General features: G+C 46.7%; 16 protein-coding genes. 6 read left to right on the top strand and 10 right to left on the bottom strand.

The window, feature by feature from the left end; all coding sequences use genetic code 11:
• Positions 1-29 precede the first annotated feature (29 nt).
• The 3 genes from dsdA to J7E26_RS11250 are packed head-to-tail and all read right to left on the bottom strand — an operon-like array spanning position 30 to position 3,138.
• Positions 30-1,379 (bottom strand): D-serine ammonia-lyase, encoded by a 1,350-nt coding sequence (dsdA, locus tag J7E26_RS11260; protein WP_214798750.1) that lies wholly within the window; start codon positions 1,377-1,379, stop codon positions 30-32.
• Between the two features lie 17 nt (positions 1,380-1,396).
• Positions 1,397-2,173, bottom strand: a complete 777-nt coding sequence (locus J7E26_RS11255) for an SDR family NAD(P)-dependent oxidoreductase (RefSeq protein WP_214798747.1) — start codon at positions 2,171-2,173, stop codon at positions 1,397-1,399.
• Between the two features lie 5 nt (positions 2,174-2,178).
• On the bottom strand, positions 2,179-3,138 hold the full coding sequence (locus tag J7E26_RS11250; RefSeq protein ID WP_214798745.1) for an MBL fold metallo-hydrolase: 960 nt from the start codon (positions 3,136-3,138) through the stop codon (positions 2,179-2,181).
• A gap of 395 nt (positions 3,139-3,533) precedes the next feature.
• Here J7E26_RS11250 and proC point away from each other — a divergent pair, with 395 nt between their 5' ends.
• From proC to J7E26_RS11235, 3 genes are all read left to right on the top strand, one after another.
• Positions 3,534-4,373 (top strand): pyrroline-5-carboxylate reductase, encoded by an 840-nt coding sequence (gene proC / locus J7E26_RS11245; RefSeq protein WP_214798742.1) that lies wholly within the window; start codon positions 3,534-3,536, stop codon positions 4,371-4,373.
• A 543-nt stretch (positions 4,374-4,916) separates the two neighbouring features.
• Complete coding sequence (gene namA / locus J7E26_RS11240; protein WP_214798739.1) at positions 4,917-5,933, top strand: NADPH dehydrogenase NamA; 1,017 nt, start codon at positions 4,917-4,919, stop codon at positions 5,931-5,933.
• A gap of 113 nt (positions 5,934-6,046) precedes the next feature.
• Positions 6,047-6,820, top strand: coding sequence for an alpha/beta fold hydrolase (locus tag J7E26_RS11235; protein ID WP_214798736.1), 774 nt, complete (start codon positions 6,047-6,049; stop codon positions 6,818-6,820).
• A 54-nt stretch (positions 6,821-6,874) separates the two neighbouring features.
• Here J7E26_RS11235 and rpmG read toward each other — a convergent pair whose 3' ends face one another.
• A complete protein-coding gene (rpmG, locus tag J7E26_RS11230) occupies positions 6,875-7,024 on the bottom strand; it encodes a 50S ribosomal protein L33 (protein WP_214798733.1) in 150 nt (49 codons plus the stop codon).
• A gap of 75 nt (positions 7,025-7,099) precedes the next feature.
• Positions 7,100-8,026: a ribonuclease Z gene (gene rnz, locus J7E26_RS11225; RefSeq protein WP_214798730.1), complete on the bottom strand. Its 927-nt coding sequence runs from the start codon at positions 8,024-8,026 to the stop codon at positions 7,100-7,102.
• Between the two features lie 208 nt (positions 8,027-8,234).
• On the opposite strand from rnz, the gene zwf reads away from it, so the two are divergent.
• Positions 8,235-9,704 (top strand): glucose-6-phosphate dehydrogenase, encoded by a 1,470-nt coding sequence (zwf, locus tag J7E26_RS11220; RefSeq protein ID WP_214798727.1) that lies wholly within the window; start codon positions 8,235-8,237, stop codon positions 9,702-9,704.
• 86 nt (positions 9,705-9,790) lie between these two features.
• On the opposite strand, the gene gndA is transcribed toward zwf, so the two are convergent.
• Entirely contained in the window at positions 9,791-11,200 is a 1,410-nt protein-coding gene (gene gndA / locus J7E26_RS11215) for an NADP-dependent phosphogluconate dehydrogenase (protein ID WP_214798724.1), read from the bottom strand.
• A 108-nt stretch (positions 11,201-11,308) separates the two neighbouring features.
• Positions 11,309-12,553, bottom strand: a complete 1,245-nt coding sequence (locus tag J7E26_RS11210; protein WP_214798721.1) for a DNA polymerase IV — start codon at positions 12,551-12,553, stop codon at positions 11,309-11,311.
• A gap of 74 nt (positions 12,554-12,627) precedes the next feature.
• Here J7E26_RS11210 and J7E26_RS11205 point away from each other — a divergent pair, with 74 nt between their 5' ends.
• Positions 12,628-12,909, top strand: a complete 282-nt coding sequence (locus J7E26_RS11205) for a hypothetical protein (RefSeq protein ID WP_214798718.1) — start codon at positions 12,628-12,630, stop codon at positions 12,907-12,909.
• A gap of 32 nt (positions 12,910-12,941) precedes the next feature.
• A complete protein-coding gene (locus J7E26_RS11200) occupies positions 12,942-13,775 on the top strand; it encodes a membrane protein insertase YidC (RefSeq protein WP_214798715.1) in 834 nt (277 codons plus the stop codon).
• A 417-nt stretch (positions 13,776-14,192) separates the two neighbouring features.
• Here the strand turns inward: J7E26_RS11200 and J7E26_RS11195 are convergent, their stop codons facing one another.
• Genes J7E26_RS11195 through mce form a run of 3 tightly spaced genes read right to left on the bottom strand, consistent with a single transcriptional unit; the run spans position 14,193 to position 17,263 of the window.
• The gene (locus tag J7E26_RS11195) at positions 14,193-15,308 is read right to left on the bottom strand and encodes a tripeptidase T (protein WP_214798712.1); all 1,116 of its coding nucleotides are present in this window, start codon (positions 15,306-15,308) and stop codon (positions 14,193-14,195) included.
• A 16-nt stretch (positions 15,309-15,324) separates the two neighbouring features.
• A complete protein-coding gene (locus J7E26_RS11190; protein WP_214798969.1) occupies positions 15,325-16,842 on the bottom strand; it encodes an acyl-CoA carboxylase subunit beta in 1,518 nt (505 codons plus the stop codon).
• Positions 16,835-17,263 (bottom strand): methylmalonyl-CoA epimerase, encoded by a 429-nt coding sequence (gene mce / locus J7E26_RS11185; RefSeq protein ID WP_214798709.1) that lies wholly within the window; start codon positions 17,261-17,263, stop codon positions 16,835-16,837. Before mce ends, J7E26_RS11190 begins: the two co-directional genes overlap by 8 nt.
• Between the last annotated feature and the right edge of the window lie 67 nt (positions 17,264-17,330).

Raw genomic sequence — 17,330 nt, 5'->3', positions numbered from 1 at the left:
GCTTACAAAGATTGTAACGGAAATCCGCCTCACTGTCTGCCCATTTTTTTTGCAAATGAGAAGCCGATTCGGCAGTACTCTTCCATTTCTTCCGGCGGGACCATGCTCCCGCCCGTGCTCCAGACAAGGTGGACGGCATTTTTCATATTCAGTCCGCGCTCTTTCATATAGCGTTTGCCGGCTTTCGTTTGATATAACTTGACAGGCCCGGCCATCCCGGCGAGTGCAGAAGGCTCCAGGCTTTTATCTTCGGACGCTTTTAACTTATAAAGAAGCGAAAAAAGCGTGCTGTCATCCGCGGTGTAACAGCCGCTGAGCAGAGGCTCCATGAGCGGTCCGGCTAACCCGGACGGCCTTCCCACCGCCAGCCCGTCGGCGGCCGTTTGATTATCGAGGCCGATATCCTGCACGCTGATGCCGTCATGCAAACCGGAAAATAAACCTAAAAGCATACACGGGGAATGTGTCGGTTCACCGAAAAAGATATGGACATTCTCTCCATAGATAAGTTTTAAAGCGAGCGCAACTCCTCCCGGCCCGCCGCCGACACCGCACGGCAAATAGACAAAAAGCGGCTCATCAGCGCCCGGAGTTATATTCATGTGCTCCAGCTGTTTTTTTAAACGGCCGCCCGCTGCCGCATAGCCTAATAACAGATCCCGCGAATGTTCATCGTCAATAAAATAACAATAAGGATCTTGTTCAGCCTGCCGGCGTCCCTCTTTTACCGCCTGGCTGTAGTCGGCTTTGTATTCTATCACGGAGACCCCTTTTTCGCGCAGCAAATCCTTCTTCCACTGCTTCGCGTCACTAGACATATGAACGGTTACGCGAAAGCCGAGCTTTGCGCCGATTATGCCGATACTTAAACCTAAATTGCCTGTAGATCCGACAGCTATTGAGTAGCGGGAGAAAAAAGCGGTAAACCGCTCGTCATGTAATATGCTGTAATCATCATCGTGTTTCAGCATTCCCTCTTTTACCGCAGTGTTTTCAGCATGTTTCAGCACTTCATAAATACCGCCGCGGGCTTTGATTGAACCGGAAATCGGCAGGTCATGGTCACACTTTAAAAGCCAGCGCCCGGGAAAAGCTTCACCGCAGTCTTGTTCCAGCTGCTTCTTCATGTCATTGATGGCGGCAAGCGGCGATTCAATAAGACCGCCTGCCTCTTTTGTCTCCGGAAAGGCAGAAGCGATGTATGGCGCAAACCGGAGCAGCCTTTCTTCCGCATCGGCAATCTCCTCTTCCCACTTAGCGCGATTTTTTACCGCCTCGTCTGTTTTGTCCGGGTTGATCCAAAAAACTTCATGCGCCAGCGCCAATTGTTTAACAAGCGGCTCTTCCATAAGAGATGTGCGTATATCCCGACCTGACATTTTATTTCTCCCCTTTTTTACTTTTTCTTTAATACGCGTCCCGCCAGTTTTTCTGCAAACGAAGGAAAGAGCTGGTACAGCTTCGTTCCCGCATTCATCCAGCGCGGAAGGTTGATTTCCCGTTTATTCGTTAAGATCGCTGACGTAATGCGCTCCGCAACGCTGTCCGGATCAAGCATCCATCTTCCCACGCTTTTGACATAACCGCCCTCTTTGTCAGCAATCGCAAAGAAATCAGTTTGGATGGGTCCCGGATTGACGGTCGTCACAAATATCCCCGTGCCGGCCAATTCCATCCGCAGCGCGTTGGAATACCCTAAAACGGCATGTTTTGTAGCGGAGTAAAGGCTTGATTTCGGCGTCGCCAGTTTGCCGGCCTGTGATGCAATATTGATAATGTGACCGCTGTTTGCGTGAAGCATAACGGGCAAGCAAGCTTTCGTACAGGCGATTAAGCCGAATACATTGACTTCAAACATGGCTTTCATATCCTCTAATGATGAATCAGCCGCAGTCTCAAATATGCCGAACCCGGCATTGTTGATCAATACATCAACGGATCCGATCCGGCGCCGCACTTCTTCAGCTTCTTCTATGTTGCTGACGTCAAACGGAAACACATCACACCATCCGCCTCGCCCGGTGATTGTTTTCTTCACTTCTTGTAAGCGATCCTCGCGCCGGGCGGACAAAAAGACATGCGCTCCTTCTGCTGCGCATAAGTACGCAAGCCGCTCGCCAAGCCCGCCGGACGCTCCCGTGATCCAAATCCGCTTTTCTGTTAATCGGCCCACTTCCTTCACCCCTTCACAGCTTTAAACATCAGAGTATTTCCCGACTGACAGGAAACAACGCTCCCCTCTGCAGTCAGCACATCAAGATGCCCGATCGTTTCTGACATCGTCAAAAACAATTCATTTTCATACACAGCCGGAAATAAACGCCGGCATACTTGATAAGCGGTCAGCGTTTCTTCTGACAGCATGTGCAGCACGTACTCCGCCCGGTTTCTCTGTTTTTCTAATCGTCTGTCAGCTGCCGGTCTTACTTGTGTCAGCAGATCCCCGTGCCCCGGATACGCAATGGACGGATTTATGTCATACAGCCGCTTCATAGATTTTAAATAGTCGAGCATCGGCAAAGTGCGGTCGCCCTCCTGCTCGGGAGCCTCCAAAATCGGATTTGTAGAACTGTTTGATAACAGAAGGTCTCCGCTGAACATTTCGCCGCTTTCTTCATGGAAGAGCGCGATGTGAGAAACGGCATGGCCCGGCGTTTCAAGCACCGTCCAGCCGTCAAGGCCGTCGATTTTCCCGTTTTCTCTCACCGTTTTTGTTAAAGAGCGCTTAGCGGAAAATAAGTATGACATCTTGATCGTTTTATGTATGTCTTCAGGGGTGAGAGGAACGCCCATATCAGTCAAAAACCGCAGAAAAAAATGTTCCTGCTGCGCCATATACGACTTATCCTGTGTGATGTATCTCTCATTAAGCGGATGCCCGATAATTTCCGTCTGTTCGGAAAACAAATGCAGTAAACCTGAATGATCGGCGTGATGATGAGTCAGCACCACCTGCTCAATATCCGAGACAGCGGCCCCGTTCTCCGCGAGCTGCCTGCTGAGTGATTCAGCCGCCTCCTTTGTATTCGGGCCGCAATCGATAAGGGTCAGGGCTTCATCCTTTACTAAGTAGACGATAACGTCACCGACTGCAAACGGAGTCGGCACACGCATCGGAATGATTTCTCTCGCTGCCATTTTTACGCTCCTTAGTTCTTTAATTCCTGAACACTCATATTTTAGCCTTTTCTTTTCGCCGTGTCATTATTGCCGCATATCAGAAAAAAAGATTGACATCCCGCTGTGCCGCATAGCATAATGAACAACAAACTATGAAAAACACGGAACGCTATGACGGGGAACCAGTATATAAACAACGGCAGCAGAGAGCGATGTCCCAGGCTGAAAGACGTTGCGGCCCTCTTGTTTACAGAACCTGTCCTCAGAGCGGTTAGGAAAACCTAAACGTATCCCTCGTTACGGGAGTTGAGCTGAGCACGGCCCATTCGTGCTAATATAAGGTGGTACCGCGAAACCTTTTCGTCCTTTTGACGGGAAGGTTTTTTTGTGTTTTGGAAAGAAGGAGGATTCATATGAAGAAAATTGGCTTTATCGGAGCAGGATCAATGGCGGAGGCAATGGTTAACGGGCTATTGCAAAGCGGAATGACGAAACCCGAACATATATATATGACAAACCGGTCAAATGACCAAAGGCTTCATGAGCTGAAGGAAACATACGGTGTGCAGCCGTGCCGGGATAAACGGGAGTTTTTCAGCCAGACCGACATCATCGTTCTCGCTTTTAAGCCGAAGGATGCCGCAGAAAGCATTGAGAGCATCCGTGATTATGTGAAAAATCAGCTCGTCATCTCTATTCTCGCCGGATTGACAATTGATACCATCCAGCATTATTTCGGCAGAAAGCTTACCGTCATCCGGGCGATGCCGAATACATCGGCGGCAATCAGAAAATCAGCGACCGGCTTTTCCGCAAGCCCTGAAGCGAGTGAGGATGAGATCAGCTTGGCCAAGGCGCTTTTGGAAACGATCGGGGAAGCTGTATTATTTGAGGAAAGGCATCTTGATGCAGTCACAGCCATTGCCGGAAGCGGCCCCGCCTATGTGTATCGATATGTCGAAGCGATGGAAAAGGCCGCCCTTCAAGTCGGCTTACCGGAAGAAACGGCGAAACAGCTGATTTTACAAACAATGACAGGTGCGACTGAAATGCTCATGAAAAGCAGCAAACGCCCTGAACGCCTGCGCAAGGAAATCACAAGCCCCGGCGGCACAACAGAAGCGGGTCTGCGCGCATTAAGCGAACGCCGTTTTGAAGAAGCCATTATTTACTGCATTACAGAAACAGCTGCACGGAGCGCGGCCATTAAAGAACAATTTGCCGGAGCCGCCTTGGAAAAAACGAAAAAATAATGTGACAAACAAAGCATGGGCCATTGCCCGTGCTTTTTTACTCTATTTTTCTGCGGAATCGTACCGCACACATCGTTTATCAAAGAACGCCGCGCTCTATTTCAGCGAAGGAAAGGCGCCCAAATTTAGTTTAATCATTGGTTTATCGGTGTTTGATGAAGCAGCGAGAGGGGGATCAATGTTAACGTTAAGGCTTACAGCTCACTGAATCAGCCATTCTTATGAAAATTTCAAATGGAATGTTCGGGGCGGTTATTTACATCAGCAGTATTTTTATCCTTTCTAACTGGTTAAAAGCAGGCTACGCTGTTCTCGGTGCGTTTATCATTTATATCTCCTATATGATCGGCTGTAAATGCCTTTTATGAATTGGCATGAAAAACCAGTACAATACAGCTGCTTCACGCTTATGTATAAAATGACTCCTATCCTCAAAAATAAGAAAGCTGCCCTCACGCCCATACCCGCCTGAGCAGTTTATATGACGGGGAAGAATTGAGTTGTTATAATCAATGTCTAAAAACATTACGGGAGGCGAAAGAAATGGCCAGAAAATTATTTACACCTTGGACGATAAAAGATGTAACGATTAAAAACCGCATTGTCATGTCACCGATGTGCATGTATTCTTCTCATGAAAAGGACGGAAAAGTACAGCCGTTCCACATGGCGCACTACATATCACGTGCAATCGGGCAGGTCGGACTAATTATCGTTGAAGCAAGTGCGGTCAATCCGCAGGGCCGCATCTCCGATCAGGATTTAGGCATTTGGAGTGATGAGCATGTTGAAGGCTTTGCTGACCTGACTGAACAGGTCAAAGCACAGGGTTCAAAAATCGGCATTCAGCTTGCGCATGCCGGCCGTAAAGCCGAGCTGGAAGGAGAGATTTACGCTCCTTCAGCCATCCCTTTTGATGAACAGTCCGACACACCCGTTGAGATGAGCGCGGAGCAAATTAAAGAAACAATACACGAATTTAAACAAGCTGCAGCGCGTGCAAAAGAAGCCGGCTTTGACATTATCGAGCTACACGCGGCTCACGGCTACTTGATACATGAATTTTTATCGCCGCTGTCCAACCATCGCACAGATGAATACGGAGGCTCACCTGAAAACCGCTACCGTTTCTTAAGGGAAACGATTGATGCGGTGAAAGAGGTGTGGGACGGCCCGTTATTTGTCCGTGTATCTGCATCTGACTACACAGACAAGGGTCTAGACATCGCCGATCACATCGGTTTTGCGAAATGGATGAAGGAACAGGGAGTCGACTTGATTGATTGCAGTTCAGGCGCACTTGTTCAAGCGGATATTAACGTCTTCCCGGGCTATCAAGTAAGCTTCGCTGATAAAATCCGCGAGCAGGCCGAAATCGCAACGGCCGCTGTCGGCATGATTACGACAGGAACGATGGCTGAAGAAATTCTGCAAAACGGACGCGCCGATCTTATTTTTATTGCCAGAGAACTTTTGCGCGACCCGCATTTTGCAAGAACCGCAGCAAAGCAGCTGAATACAGAAATACCTGTTCCCGTCCAATACGACAGAGCCTGGTAACAGAAGAGACAGCCGGAAACTTTCTTTCGGCCGTCTCTTTTTTTATTTTGTGAGAAACGATTGCCGAAGGTTCTCCGTCTTCCCTATAGAACCAATTAGAGGAGATGACTCCAATGAATGCAGCATGGATGGAAAAGACATATCTGATTGACGGCTGTCCGTTTTATACGAAACACCGCAAAGGAACCAGCGAAGTAACGATCGTCTTTGAAGCCGGCTACGGCATTTCTTCTGAGACATGGACATCATTAATCACTGACGTGGATGAAGAATTTGGGGTTTTCACATACGATAGAGCCGGAATCGGCAAAAGCGGACGAAGCGCAAACAGCAGAACGGCAGACCACATGGTTCAGGAATTACAAGCCTTGCTCCACAAAGCAGGCGTAAAGCCTCCGTACCTTGTCGTCTCTCATTCATACGGCACGATTATCAGCAGACTATGGGCCAGCCGGAACCGCCGGGATATTATCGGCATGGTCCTGCTTGATCCGGCATCTGAAGATCAGGAACAAAAAGTATTGCCGCTTTTGCCTGAAGAGATGAAAGCCGCCTATTTGAAGCAGTTTATGCTGGAAGGATCACACGCGGAATTCCGTGCCAGTCTTCGGCAGATGAAGCAGCAGCAGCTCCACTTAGGCAATATGCCGCTTTTGATTTTATCTTCGGGAGAACGAAATGAACGTTTAAAGACAGCACATCAGCAATGGATCAAGCTGCACAGAAATCTCCTGAATTTTTCTCATCAGAGCGGCTGGATACAGGCAACAAACAGTTCTCATGCCATTCATCACGATGAACCGCACATTGTTCACCTTGCCATTTACGATGTATGGTGTGCGGCCCGCCAGCAATTGAACGTTCCGGCTTATCAGGCAGTGAACTAGTAAAAAAACAAAAGCCATTGTGGGATATGCACAATGGCTTTTCTTCTTGTTCGATTATTTTGTTTCACGATGCACGGTATATCTTTTTAACCGCGGTGAATATTTTTTAAATTCCAGACGGTCTGGATTTGTCCGTTTATTTTTCGTTGTGATGTAATTTCGGTCCCCTGTTTCTGTACAAGCCAGTGTAACGTTTACCCGCATGATCTTTCCTCCTAACAAATCGTAATAATTACGCTTTATTATACATGAACAAACAAACTTGTCAACTGCTCTTTTTTAAGGCTTTTCCACAATGACTTCCATAAAATCGGATGCAACCGTACTGTTTTCAAAAACCGCTCTCGCCTCATTCTGCAATCGTTCAAGCGGGGCTTCTCCCTGATATCTGGCGCTGATATGGGTCAGAATCAATTTTTTGGCCCCGGCCTCCTTTGCAGTTTGTGCTGCCTGCTCTGTCGTTGAATGATAATAATCATGGGCAAGCTTTGCATCCTCCTTGGCAAACGTCGCTTCATGGATAAGCACATCTGCATCATGCGCAAGCTCTGTTACATGCTCTGACACTCTGGTATCCCCGGAAAAAGCGACAATCCTTCCCTTCTTTGGCGGTTCCAAAAAATCCTTTCCATTTATGACTCGTCCGTCATCAAGCGTGACGGTTTCGCCTTTTTTTATGTCCTGATAGACGGGACCTGGCGGGATGTTCATTTCTTTCAGTCTGTCTGCCTTTAAAGCGCCTGGCAAATCCTTTTCCTGAACCCGATAGCCGAACGCCTCTACGCCGTGAATAACTGGTTTTGCGGTAACGATGAATTGATCATCCTCAAATACCGTTCCTTCTTCGATTTCATAGACGGCAAGAGGATATGTCAGATGAGTCGCGGTCACTTTCAGGCTCGTTTCAATAAACGATTTTATGCCTTTTGGTCCGTAAATGGCCAGCTCCTCTTCCCCGCCCTGAAACGACCTGCTTCCTAAAAGCCCCGGCAGGCCGTAGACGTGGTCGCCATGAAGATGGGTGATAAAGATCTTTTCAATTTTCCGCGGTTTGATGGTTGTATGTAATATTTGGTGCTGAGTGGCTTCCCCGCAATCAAACAGCCAGACGGAACGCCTTTCTTCAAGAAGTTTCAGCGCGATGGACGTTACGTTTCTCGTCTTGGCCGGCATGCCGGCCCCCGTCCCTAAAAATAATAATTCCACATTACTTCCTCCTAAATCTTTGTACTACTAAGAATACAGGATCAGGGTGAAAATGTGAATTCAATCAGGGTTCAGCCGCTCCGCATCATTTTTTTCAGCATTCCGCAAAAAACAGGCTGAAATGTTTGCTTTCAACGAATTTTAGATTTAAAATGAAGAAAATATGCGGGGTTTTAAACCATGCTTCAGATAAAGTGAGGTACTCTAAGTGAAAACAAACGACAAACCAAAAGCAGTTATTGTAATATTTGGTGCCACAGGGGATTTAGCAAAACGAAAACTTTACCCATCCATTCACCGTTTATATAAAAATGGTCAAATTGGTGAAGAGTTTGCAGTTGTAGGTGTTGGCAGAAGACCTTGGTCAAATGAGGATCTCCGGGAAACCGTTAAAACGTCTGTTTCTCCATCAAGAGAAAAAGATATAGATGATTTCACATCTCATTTTTATTATCACCCGTTTGACGTAACGAATCCAAGTTCCTATCAGGAGCTGAAGGGCCTGCTTGATCAGCTTGAAGATACATATGAAATTCCGAATAACAGAATGTTCTACCTTGCGATGGCGCCTGAGTTTTTCGGCACAATCGCAAAATCGCTAAAAAATGAAGGCGTCACAGCGACAAAAGGCTGGTCCCGACTCGTGATTGAAAAACCGTTCGGCCATGACTTGCCAAGCGCCAAGGAACTTAACCAAGAAATTCGCGAAGCGTTCACAGAGGATCAAATCTACCGAATTGACCACTATTTAGGAAAACAAATGGTTCAAAATATAGAAGTGATCCGGTTTGCCAACGCGATTTTCGAACCGCTGTGGAACAATCGCTACATCTCAAATATTCAAATTACGTCTAGTGAGGACCTCGGTGTCGAGGATCGAGCGAGGTATTATGAAAAATCAGGCGCTCTACGGGACATGGTGCAAAACCATATTTTACAAATGGTTGCTCTCTTGGCGATGGAACCGCCGATTAAACTGAACACTGAAGAAATCCGCAGTGAAAAAGTGAAGGTGCTGAGAGCCCTCCGGCCGATTGCCACAGATGAAGTTGATGATTACTTCGTCCGCGGCCAGTATCAAGCCGGCAGCATTGACGGCGATCCTGTGCCGAGCTATACGGAAGAGCACAACGTAGCACCTGATTCAAACACAGAAACCTTCGTGTCCGGGAAGCTTTTAATCGATAACTTCCGCTGGGCGGGCGTTCCGTTTTATATCCGCACAGGTAAACGGATGAAAGAAAAATCAACGAAAATCGTCGTACAGTTTAAAGACATTCCGATGAACCTTTATTACGGCAATGAAACGAATGTGAATCCGAACCTGCTTGTTATCCACATCCAGCCGGATGAAGGCATCACTCTTTATTTGAACGCAAAAAAATTAGGCGGAGCCGCTCACGCTCAGCCTATCAAACTCGATTACTGCAGCAACTGCAGTGATGAAATGAATACACCGGAAGCCTATGAAAAATTAATTCACGACTGCTTGTTAGGAGATGCGACAAACTTTGCGCACTGGGATGAAGTGGCGCTTTCCTGGAGCTTCGTCGATGCGATTTCCGAAACATGGGCGGCAAACAAAACACTCTCTCCAAACTATGAAGCAGGCTCAATGGGCCCGAAAGCTTCTGATGAGCTTTTGGAGAAGGACGGCTTGCATTGGTGGAACATATAAGAAAAAAGCAAAACCGCGGCGGTTGATCATAACTGCCGCGGTTTTTTCATAACAAAAACCCCCGCATTTGCGGGGGTTTTGTTTTATTACTTCATCCACTCAGTGTGGAAAATGCCTTCTTTATCCGTACGCTCATATGTGTGCGCGCCGAAGTAGTCGCGCTGCGCTTGAATTAAGTTCGCAGGAAGCACAGCCGTGCGGTAGCTGTCATAATACGCAAGTGCGCTTGAGAATGAAGGTACCGGCACACCTTGGGCTACGGCAAGTGAAATCACTTGGCGCAGAGCTCCTTGGTAGCTCTCTGCAATATTTTTGAAATAGCTGTCGAGCAGTAAGTTATCAAGCTCAGGCTCACGGTCATACGCATCTTTGATTTTTTGCAGGAATGCAGCACGGATGATGCAGCCGCCGCGGAAGATCATAGCGATTTCACCGTATTTCAGATCCCAGTTATATTCATCAGACGCGGCTTTCATTTGTGCAAAGCCTTGTGCGTAAGAACAGATTTTACTCATGAAGAGCGCTTTTCTGACTGCTTCAATCAGCTCTTCTTTACTTTCAGTAACAGGTTTCACGTCAGGTCCAGCCAGAAGGCCGCTCGCTTTCACACGTTCTTCTTTCATCGCTGAGATAAAGCGCGCAAACACAGATTCAGTGATGATCGGAAGCGGTACGCCTAAGTCTAGTGCGCTTTGGCTTGTCCATTTACCCGTACCTTTTTGGCCGGCTTTGTCAAGAATCACGTCAACAAGCGGTTTGCCTGTTTCTTCATCTTTTTTAGTGAAGATGTCAGCCGTGATTTCGATCAGATAGCTGTCAAGCTCGCCTTTATTCCACTCAGCGAATACTTCGTGAAGCTCTTCAGCAGACAGCCCGAGCACCTGTTTCAAGATGAAGTAAGATTCAGAAATGAGCTGCATGTCTCCGTATTCAATACCGTTGTGCACCATTTTCACATAGTGTCCCGCTCCGTCCGGGCCGATGTATGTCGTACAAGCATCGCCGTCAACTTTTGCAGAAATGGCTTCTAAAATCGGCTTCACGAGCTCATGCGCTTCTTTTTGTCCTCCCGGCATAATAGAAGGCCCTTTGAGCGCTCCTTCTTCACCGCCCGATACACCCGTTCCGATAAAGTGAATGCCGCTTTCGGCAAGCTCTTTGTTTCGGCGCTGTGTATCTTTGTAGTATGTATTTCCGCCGTCAATCAAAATATCGTCTTTTTCCAGGTGCGGAAGAAGAGATTGAATCGTCGCATCTGTTGCAGTTCCTGCTTTTACCATTAATAAAATCTTACGGGGTTTTTCCAGAGACTGGACAAATTCCTCAATGCTGTATGTACCGACAACGTTTTTGCCTTTTGCCTCTTCCAAAAACTCTTCCGTTTTACTGCTTGATCTGTTAAACACAGAAACAGAAAATCCCCGGCTTTCGATATTAAGAGCCAGATTTTTACCCATTACCGCAAGACCGATAACTCCGATTTGTTGTTTTGACATATTCTAACGTCCCTTCTAAAAACGTTTAACCATTTTAAAATTTAAATTAAAATAAAATGATATTTATACTAAAGAAATTATCATACATAACCCCTTTTTTCAAGTTATTCAGCTTTTCTTTTCATCCTGAAAAAAGTCTCTGTTAAAGCTCGTCCCTTTTGTTTTGCTTTCTTCTTTTTTTAATGTGACGCCTTTTCTGATCAGGTTTGAGCCATACTTCTCATTCAGCTGATTTATCATTTGATAAATCGGTTCGTCCTTTGCGTCCTCTTTGAACGAAAACAAATCAAGCTGTTTGTAAGCCTGTTCTTTTTCGACTAGTTCAGTGCCGGTTATGCCGAGGAGCCTGACAGGATTCTGATTCCAATGCTTTTCAAACAGCTGCATCGCCGCATTCAGAATGTCTTTTTTTTGATCAATCGGGTTGGTAAGGGTCATGCTTCTCGTGACCGTTTTCCAATCCGCGTAACGGATCATGATAAACAGCCGGCAGGCCATGACTTCCTTACGCTGAAGACGTTCGCTTACAGACAGCGCCAGTCTTTCAAACACACCGAATAATTCGCCCTCGTCTGTGCTGTCATGCGAAAGAGTTGTTGAGTTTCCGACGCTTTTGAATTCATAAATCCGCTCAGGGTCAACCTCCGCATGGTGAATGCCGTTTGCTTTTTCCTTCAGCCGCGGTCCGTTAATGCCGAGCAGCGTTTTCAGCGCGTGCTCATCCCCCTTTGCTAAATCTCCGATTGTAGTGATGCCGAGTGTTTTTATTTTTTCCGCGGTTTTCATTCCTATACCGTACATTTCTTCGATCGGCAGAGGCCACAATACAGCCGGCAGCTCCCTTTTTCTTAAAATCGTGATACCGAGCGGCTTTTTCATATCAGACGCCATTTTTGCGAGAAATTTATTCGGGGCGATGCCGATGCTTGAGGGGAGCAGCAGCTCTTTTTGCAGCCTCTCCTGAATTTCTTTCGCCGTTTCATACGCCCGGCTTCTGTACGGCGTATCCGTTATATCCATATAACCTTCATCAATAGAGACAGGCTCGACTAAATCCGTATACTCACGGAGGATGCTGAACATTTCTTTTGACGAGCTTCGGTAGCGGTCAAAATTGGGAGGAACCACGATCAGTTCCGGACAGTTGCGTTTTGCCTGCCAAACAGGCATCGTGGTTTTCACGCCGCGAGCTCTTGCTTCGTAGCTGCAAGTGACGACGATTCCTTTTCGTTCCTTGACGTTTCCGGCAACGGCAAGGGGCTTTCCCCTTAAAGACGGATCATACGCCATTTCAACTGAAGCATAAAAGCTGTTCATATCAATATGAAATATAATTCTTCCTTTTCCAGTCATCGCCGCCCCCCCTTTCATTCGATAGACAACCTCTTATATATATAGTAAAATAAGGACTGAATGGATGTGATAAAATGATTCTTGAGTCAATGAATGACTTTTTATTCTTAGTCGATTTTTTCACAATTATTCTTCCCGCTCTGACTGCGATCGGTATCGCTTTTCTTTTACGTGAGTGCCGTGCAGGCGAGCATTGGAGAACGAAACGCATAGATGAACATCAAACAGTCGTTCAGCTGAACCGAACAGACTTTCTTATTATTATATATCATCGCATTACCACGTGGATACGTAAAGTCATCCGCATGAATTCACCGGCGAATGATGATGAAGATGTCAGCTTCCTCCTTTTATAACACAAAGCAATGATTAAAAGGAGGAATTATGATTGTCTAAAACATATCAAAAACTTATTGCGTTCGGACTATTTTTCATCGTGCTGTTCACAGGCCAGTCGGCTTTTGCCGCGACAGCTCAGACTCAGACGGGAGGACTCGGGAATATCGGATTTTTCCATCATTACCTGATTGAGCCGTTTTCCGCACTGTTAAAAGGAGTGGCCGGCCTGTTCCATGGTGAATACGGCCTGTCGATTATTCTTGTGACGATTATCGTCCGTATTGTTGTATTGCCTTTGTTCGTGAACCAGTTTAAAAAGCAGCGGATGTTCCAGGAAAAAATGGCTGTGATTAAACCGCAGGTAGACAGCATTCAGGCAAAAATGAAAAAAAACAAAGATCCTGAGAAACAAAAAGAACTTCAGATGGAAATGATGAAGCTGTATCGTGATCACAATCTGAATCCGATGGCGATGGGCTGTCTTCCGATGCTGGTGCAATTCCCGATTCTGATCGGTTTTTACTATGCCATCCGTTCGACACCGGAAATCGCTTCGCACTCTTTTCTGTGGTTCAGCTTAGGGCATTCCGATATCCTTGTATCACTTTGCGCGGGTGCCATGTATTTTTTACAGGCTTATATTTCTCAAAAATTAAATGCGAAATATTCACCGGCCGCTCAAAATCCGGCCTCTATGCAGTCTGCTAAAATCATGGTCTTTCTCTTCCCTGTCATGATGACGATTTTTTCGCTTAACGTGCCGGCCGCACTTCCGCTTTACTGGTTTACTAGCGGATTGTTCCTGACCGTGCAAAACGTGCTGTTACAGCAAACTCATCATAAAAAGAAAGTAACGGCGGCTCAAGCGGAGCCTGCAAAATAATACAGAAACCTGCCGGAAGGATTCCGGCAGGTTTTTCTTGATGGACACCAGGAAAATGTTTCCCCTAAGGTGTTTTTTTCACAAAGAATATATCACCAAAAAGGACATGATAGGATGCGATCTGCGCAGAAGCATCCTGTTATAATCTGTATGTTCAGGTTTAGGAGATTACTTGCGACGACAGAACCATTTTAGTGAACATTTACTAATAATCTTCAGCAATCCGGAGCGAACTTTACTCTAAAGCCATGTAAATAAAATAACAAGGACAAAAGTGTTAAACTAGACTTTTGCTTCTTACCTATTTTCTCACTGTTTTCTTAAAAAATATCTATAACCCAATATTCTCCATCCGATTCATCTTTCTATGAGATTTGCGCATAAAAAAGCACCCAAGTCATCTTGGGTGCTTCGTCTTTAGTTTGCCGCCACTTCGATCACTGCAACGACCATTTCTGCTGTTTTGACAAGCTCTTCAATCGGCATTTTTTCGTTTTTCGTATGAATTTGTTCGTAGCCGACTGACAGGTTGACTGTCGGAATGCCGTGGCCGGCAATGACGTTTGCGTCACTGCCGCCGCCGCTTGTCTGAAGCTCACTCGGCCGGCCGATTTTCGCCGCCGCTTTTTTAGCGACTTCTACAACTTGGTCTCCGTCCTGGTATTTGAAGCCGGGATACATGACCGCTATGTCCACTTCAGCGCGTCCTCCCATGTCAGCTGCAGCCGACTCAAAGGCCTCTTTCATTTTTTGCACTTGCGCTTCCATTTTTTCAGGGACTAATGAACGCGCTTCGGCGAGGATGTCGACTTGATCGCACACGATATTGGTTTGCGTGCCGCCTTCAAAACGCCCGATATTTGCCGTCGTTTCTTCGTCAATTCGGCCCAGCGGCATTTTTGAGATCGCTTTTGACGCAATCGTAATGGCTGAAATGCCTTTTTCCGGTTCTACTCCGGCATGGGCCGTTTTGCCGTAAATCGTCGCTTTTACTTTCGCTTGTGTCGGTGCGGCTACAATGATATTGCCGACTTTGCCGTCTGAATCAAGCGCAAAACCGTATTTTGCGGTAATGTCTGAACGATCCATCGCTTTGGCTCCGACTAATCCTGATTCTTCGCCGACTGTAATAATGAATTCAACCGTGCCGTGCTCAATATTTTGTTCTTTCAGCACTTTAATGGCTTCAAACATTGCAGCAAGGCCTGTTTTGTCATCGGCGCCAAGAATGGTCGTGCCGTCTGTTTTCACATAACCGTTTTCTACGATCGGTTTTACTCCGTTACCCGGGACAACCGTATCCATGTGTGATGTAAAATAAATCGTATCTGCTTCTTTTGTGCCTTTCAGCGTACAAATTAAGTTGCCGGCTCCGTGCCCCGTCACATTTTTTGTATCGTCTTCTTTTACGCTCAAGCCTAAATCAGTAAACTTTTGTTTGAGCACCTTGCAGATTTCCGCTTCATGTTTTGTTTCTGAATCGATTTGAACGAGCTCTAAAAATTCGTCGAGCAGGCGTTTTTCGTTTACCATTTGCTGTTCCCTCCGTTTAAAGCGGTATATTACCGTGCTTTTTTTTTGGTCTTTTCTCTTCCTTATGCGCAAGCATGTCATATGCTTGAATCAATTTTTTCCTCGACTCTTCCGGCCTGATGATGTCATCCACCATTCCGCAGGCTGCGGCTCTGAACGGGCCTGAGTTTTCCTTTTGGTATATGGCTGTTTTTTCGCGTTTTGTTTTTTCCGGGTCATCAGAAGCTTTAATTTCTTTGCCGTATAAAATCGAAGCGGCTCCTTCCGCTCCCATGACGGCAATTTCTGCATTAGGCCAGGCAAATACAAGGTCTGCTCCGATCGCTTTCGAATTCATGGCGACATAAGCTCCTCCGTAAGCTTTTCTGATGATCAGCGTTACTTTCGGAACGGTCGCTTCGGCGAAAGCATACAGCAATTTCGCTCCGTGCCGGATAATTCCGCCGTGCTCCTGCTGAATGCCGGGCAGAAACCCGGGGACATCTGCTATCGTTAACAGCGGAATATGAAACGCATCGCAAAAACGGATGAATCTTGACGCTTTATCAGCGGCGTCAATCGTCAGGCTTCCCGCCAAATGTTTCGGCTGGCTTGCGACAACGCCCACTGTGCGCCGGCCGAGCTTCAGAAAACCGACAACAATGTTTTTGGCAAAATACGGCTGAATGTTAAAAAACGTTCCGTCATCCGCCAGCTCTTTGATCACCTGTAACACATCGTAAGGCTTCGAGCTGTCTGGGGGAACGCGGGTGTGTAATAACGGCCTGACGTCTTCCTTTTTGGCAGGGGAAGGTGCTTCTGCGCCATGCGGGAGATAAGAAAGCAGTGTTTTTACTGCGGAAAGCGCCTCTTTTTCCGTTTTTGCCGAATAGTGGGCATTTCCGCTTATGACATTATGTATTCCCGCACCGCCTAAGCTTTCCGCGTCAATCTGCTCACCCGTTACATGCTCAATCACTTTCGGTCCTGTGATAAACATTTGCGACGTGTTTTCCGCCATAAAGATAAAATCTGTCAGGGCGGGAGAATAAACGGCGCCGCCCGCGCAAGGACCTAAAATGACCGAGATTTGCGGGATCACCCCTGAGTAAAGGACGTTGCGCCTGAAGATATGGCCGTATCCATCTAATGATACCACACCCTCTTGAATTCTCGCACCACCTGAGTCATTCAGACCGATCATCGGGGCTTTATTTTTCGCCGCAAGATCCATCACCGCAGCGATTTTTTTCGCATGTGTTTCACCAAGCGTACCGCCAAGCACAGTAAAGTCATGGGCAAACAAATAGACGGGCCGGCCTTCAATCGTGCCGTATCCGGTAATGACACCGTCCCCGGCTGCGCTTTGAAGCCCCGGTATGCGGCTTTCTGCGAATGGTTGGAACTCTGAAAAACTGTCTTTGTCCAATAAATATGTAATTCTCTCTCTTGCCGTCAGCTTGCCTTTTTTATGCTGTTTTGCATTTCTGACGGTTCCGCCGCCGTTTGTTAAAAGGGAACGCTTTTCATTTAAGTTTCTGATATGGTCACTCATGCTCATCGTGAGGTTCTCCTTTTTCAATTGTTTCGCAAAGCTCAATCAGGACCCCGTTCGTTTCCCGGGGAGAAAGAAACGCGATTCTTTTCCTGCCGGCCCCGGTTTGCGGCTCTTTGTTGATCATCGTCATGTGTGATGCTTCAAATTCCTTTATCGTCTCCGTTATATCATCGCACTGAAATGCGAGGTGATGCAGCCCTTCGCCCCTTTTTTGCAAAAATGAAAAGACCGGGCCGTCATCAGACAGGGGTTCAATGAGTTCAATCCTTGTTTCTCCCGCCTCCAAAAAACAGACTTTCACCTTTTGTTCCGCAACCAGTTCATCTCCCATATCCTTCAGCCCCAGCATACGTTTGTAAAACTCTTTTGCAGCCTCAACGGAGCAGACGGCAATGCCGATATGATCAAGTTTTTTCATAGCGTAACAGACCTGCTTTCCGCCATAGGATATGGCTTGTTCATACACGCAAAACACGTTAAAATGT

The sequence above is a fragment of the Bacillus sp. ISL-51 genome (genome assembly GCF_018613535.1).
Classification (GTDB): Bacteria; Bacillota; Bacilli; order Bacillales; family Bacillaceae; genus Bacillus.
Note: the sequence above shows the minus strand (reverse complement) of the source record. Positions and strands in the feature narration are given on the sequence as shown.

Coding starts and splice junctions, on each gene's coding strand:
- namA (WP_214798739.1), top strand. CDS start 4,917: ATGGCCAGAAAATTATTTACACCTTGGACGATAAAAGATGTAACGATT.
- rpmG (WP_214798733.1), bottom strand. CDS start 7,024: ATGCGGGTAAACGTTACACTGGCTTGTACAGAAACAGGGGACCGAAAT.
- gndA (WP_214798724.1), bottom strand. CDS start 11,200: ATGTCAAAACAACAAATCGGAGTTATCGGTCTTGCGGTAATGGGTAAA.
- J7E26_RS11210 (WP_214798721.1), bottom strand. CDS start 12,553: ATGACTGGAAAAGGAAGAATTATATTTCATATTGATATGAACAGCTTT.
- proC (WP_214798742.1), top strand. CDS start 3,534: ATGAAGAAAATTGGCTTTATCGGAGCAGGATCAATGGCGGAGGCAATG.
- dsdA (WP_214798750.1), bottom strand. CDS start 1,379: ATGTCAGGTCGGGATATACGCACATCTCTTATGGAAGAGCCGCTTGTT.
- J7E26_RS11250 (WP_214798745.1), bottom strand. CDS start 3,138: ATGGCAGCGAGAGAAATCATTCCGATGCGTGTGCCGACTCCGTTTGCA.
- J7E26_RS11235 (WP_214798736.1), top strand. CDS start 6,047: ATGAATGCAGCATGGATGGAAAAGACATATCTGATTGACGGCTGTCCG.
- mce (WP_214798709.1), bottom strand. CDS start 17,263: ATGAAAAAACTTGATCATATCGGCATTGCCGTCTGCTCCGTTGAGGCT.
- J7E26_RS11205 (WP_214798718.1), top strand. CDS start 12,628: ATGATTCTTGAGTCAATGAATGACTTTTTATTCTTAGTCGATTTTTTC.
- J7E26_RS11195 (WP_214798712.1), bottom strand. CDS start 15,308: ATGGTAAACGAAAAACGCCTGCTCGACGAATTTTTAGAGCTCGTTCAA.
- J7E26_RS11190 (WP_214798969.1), bottom strand. CDS start 16,842: ATGAGTGACCATATCAGAAACTTAAATGAAAAGCGTTCCCTTTTAACA.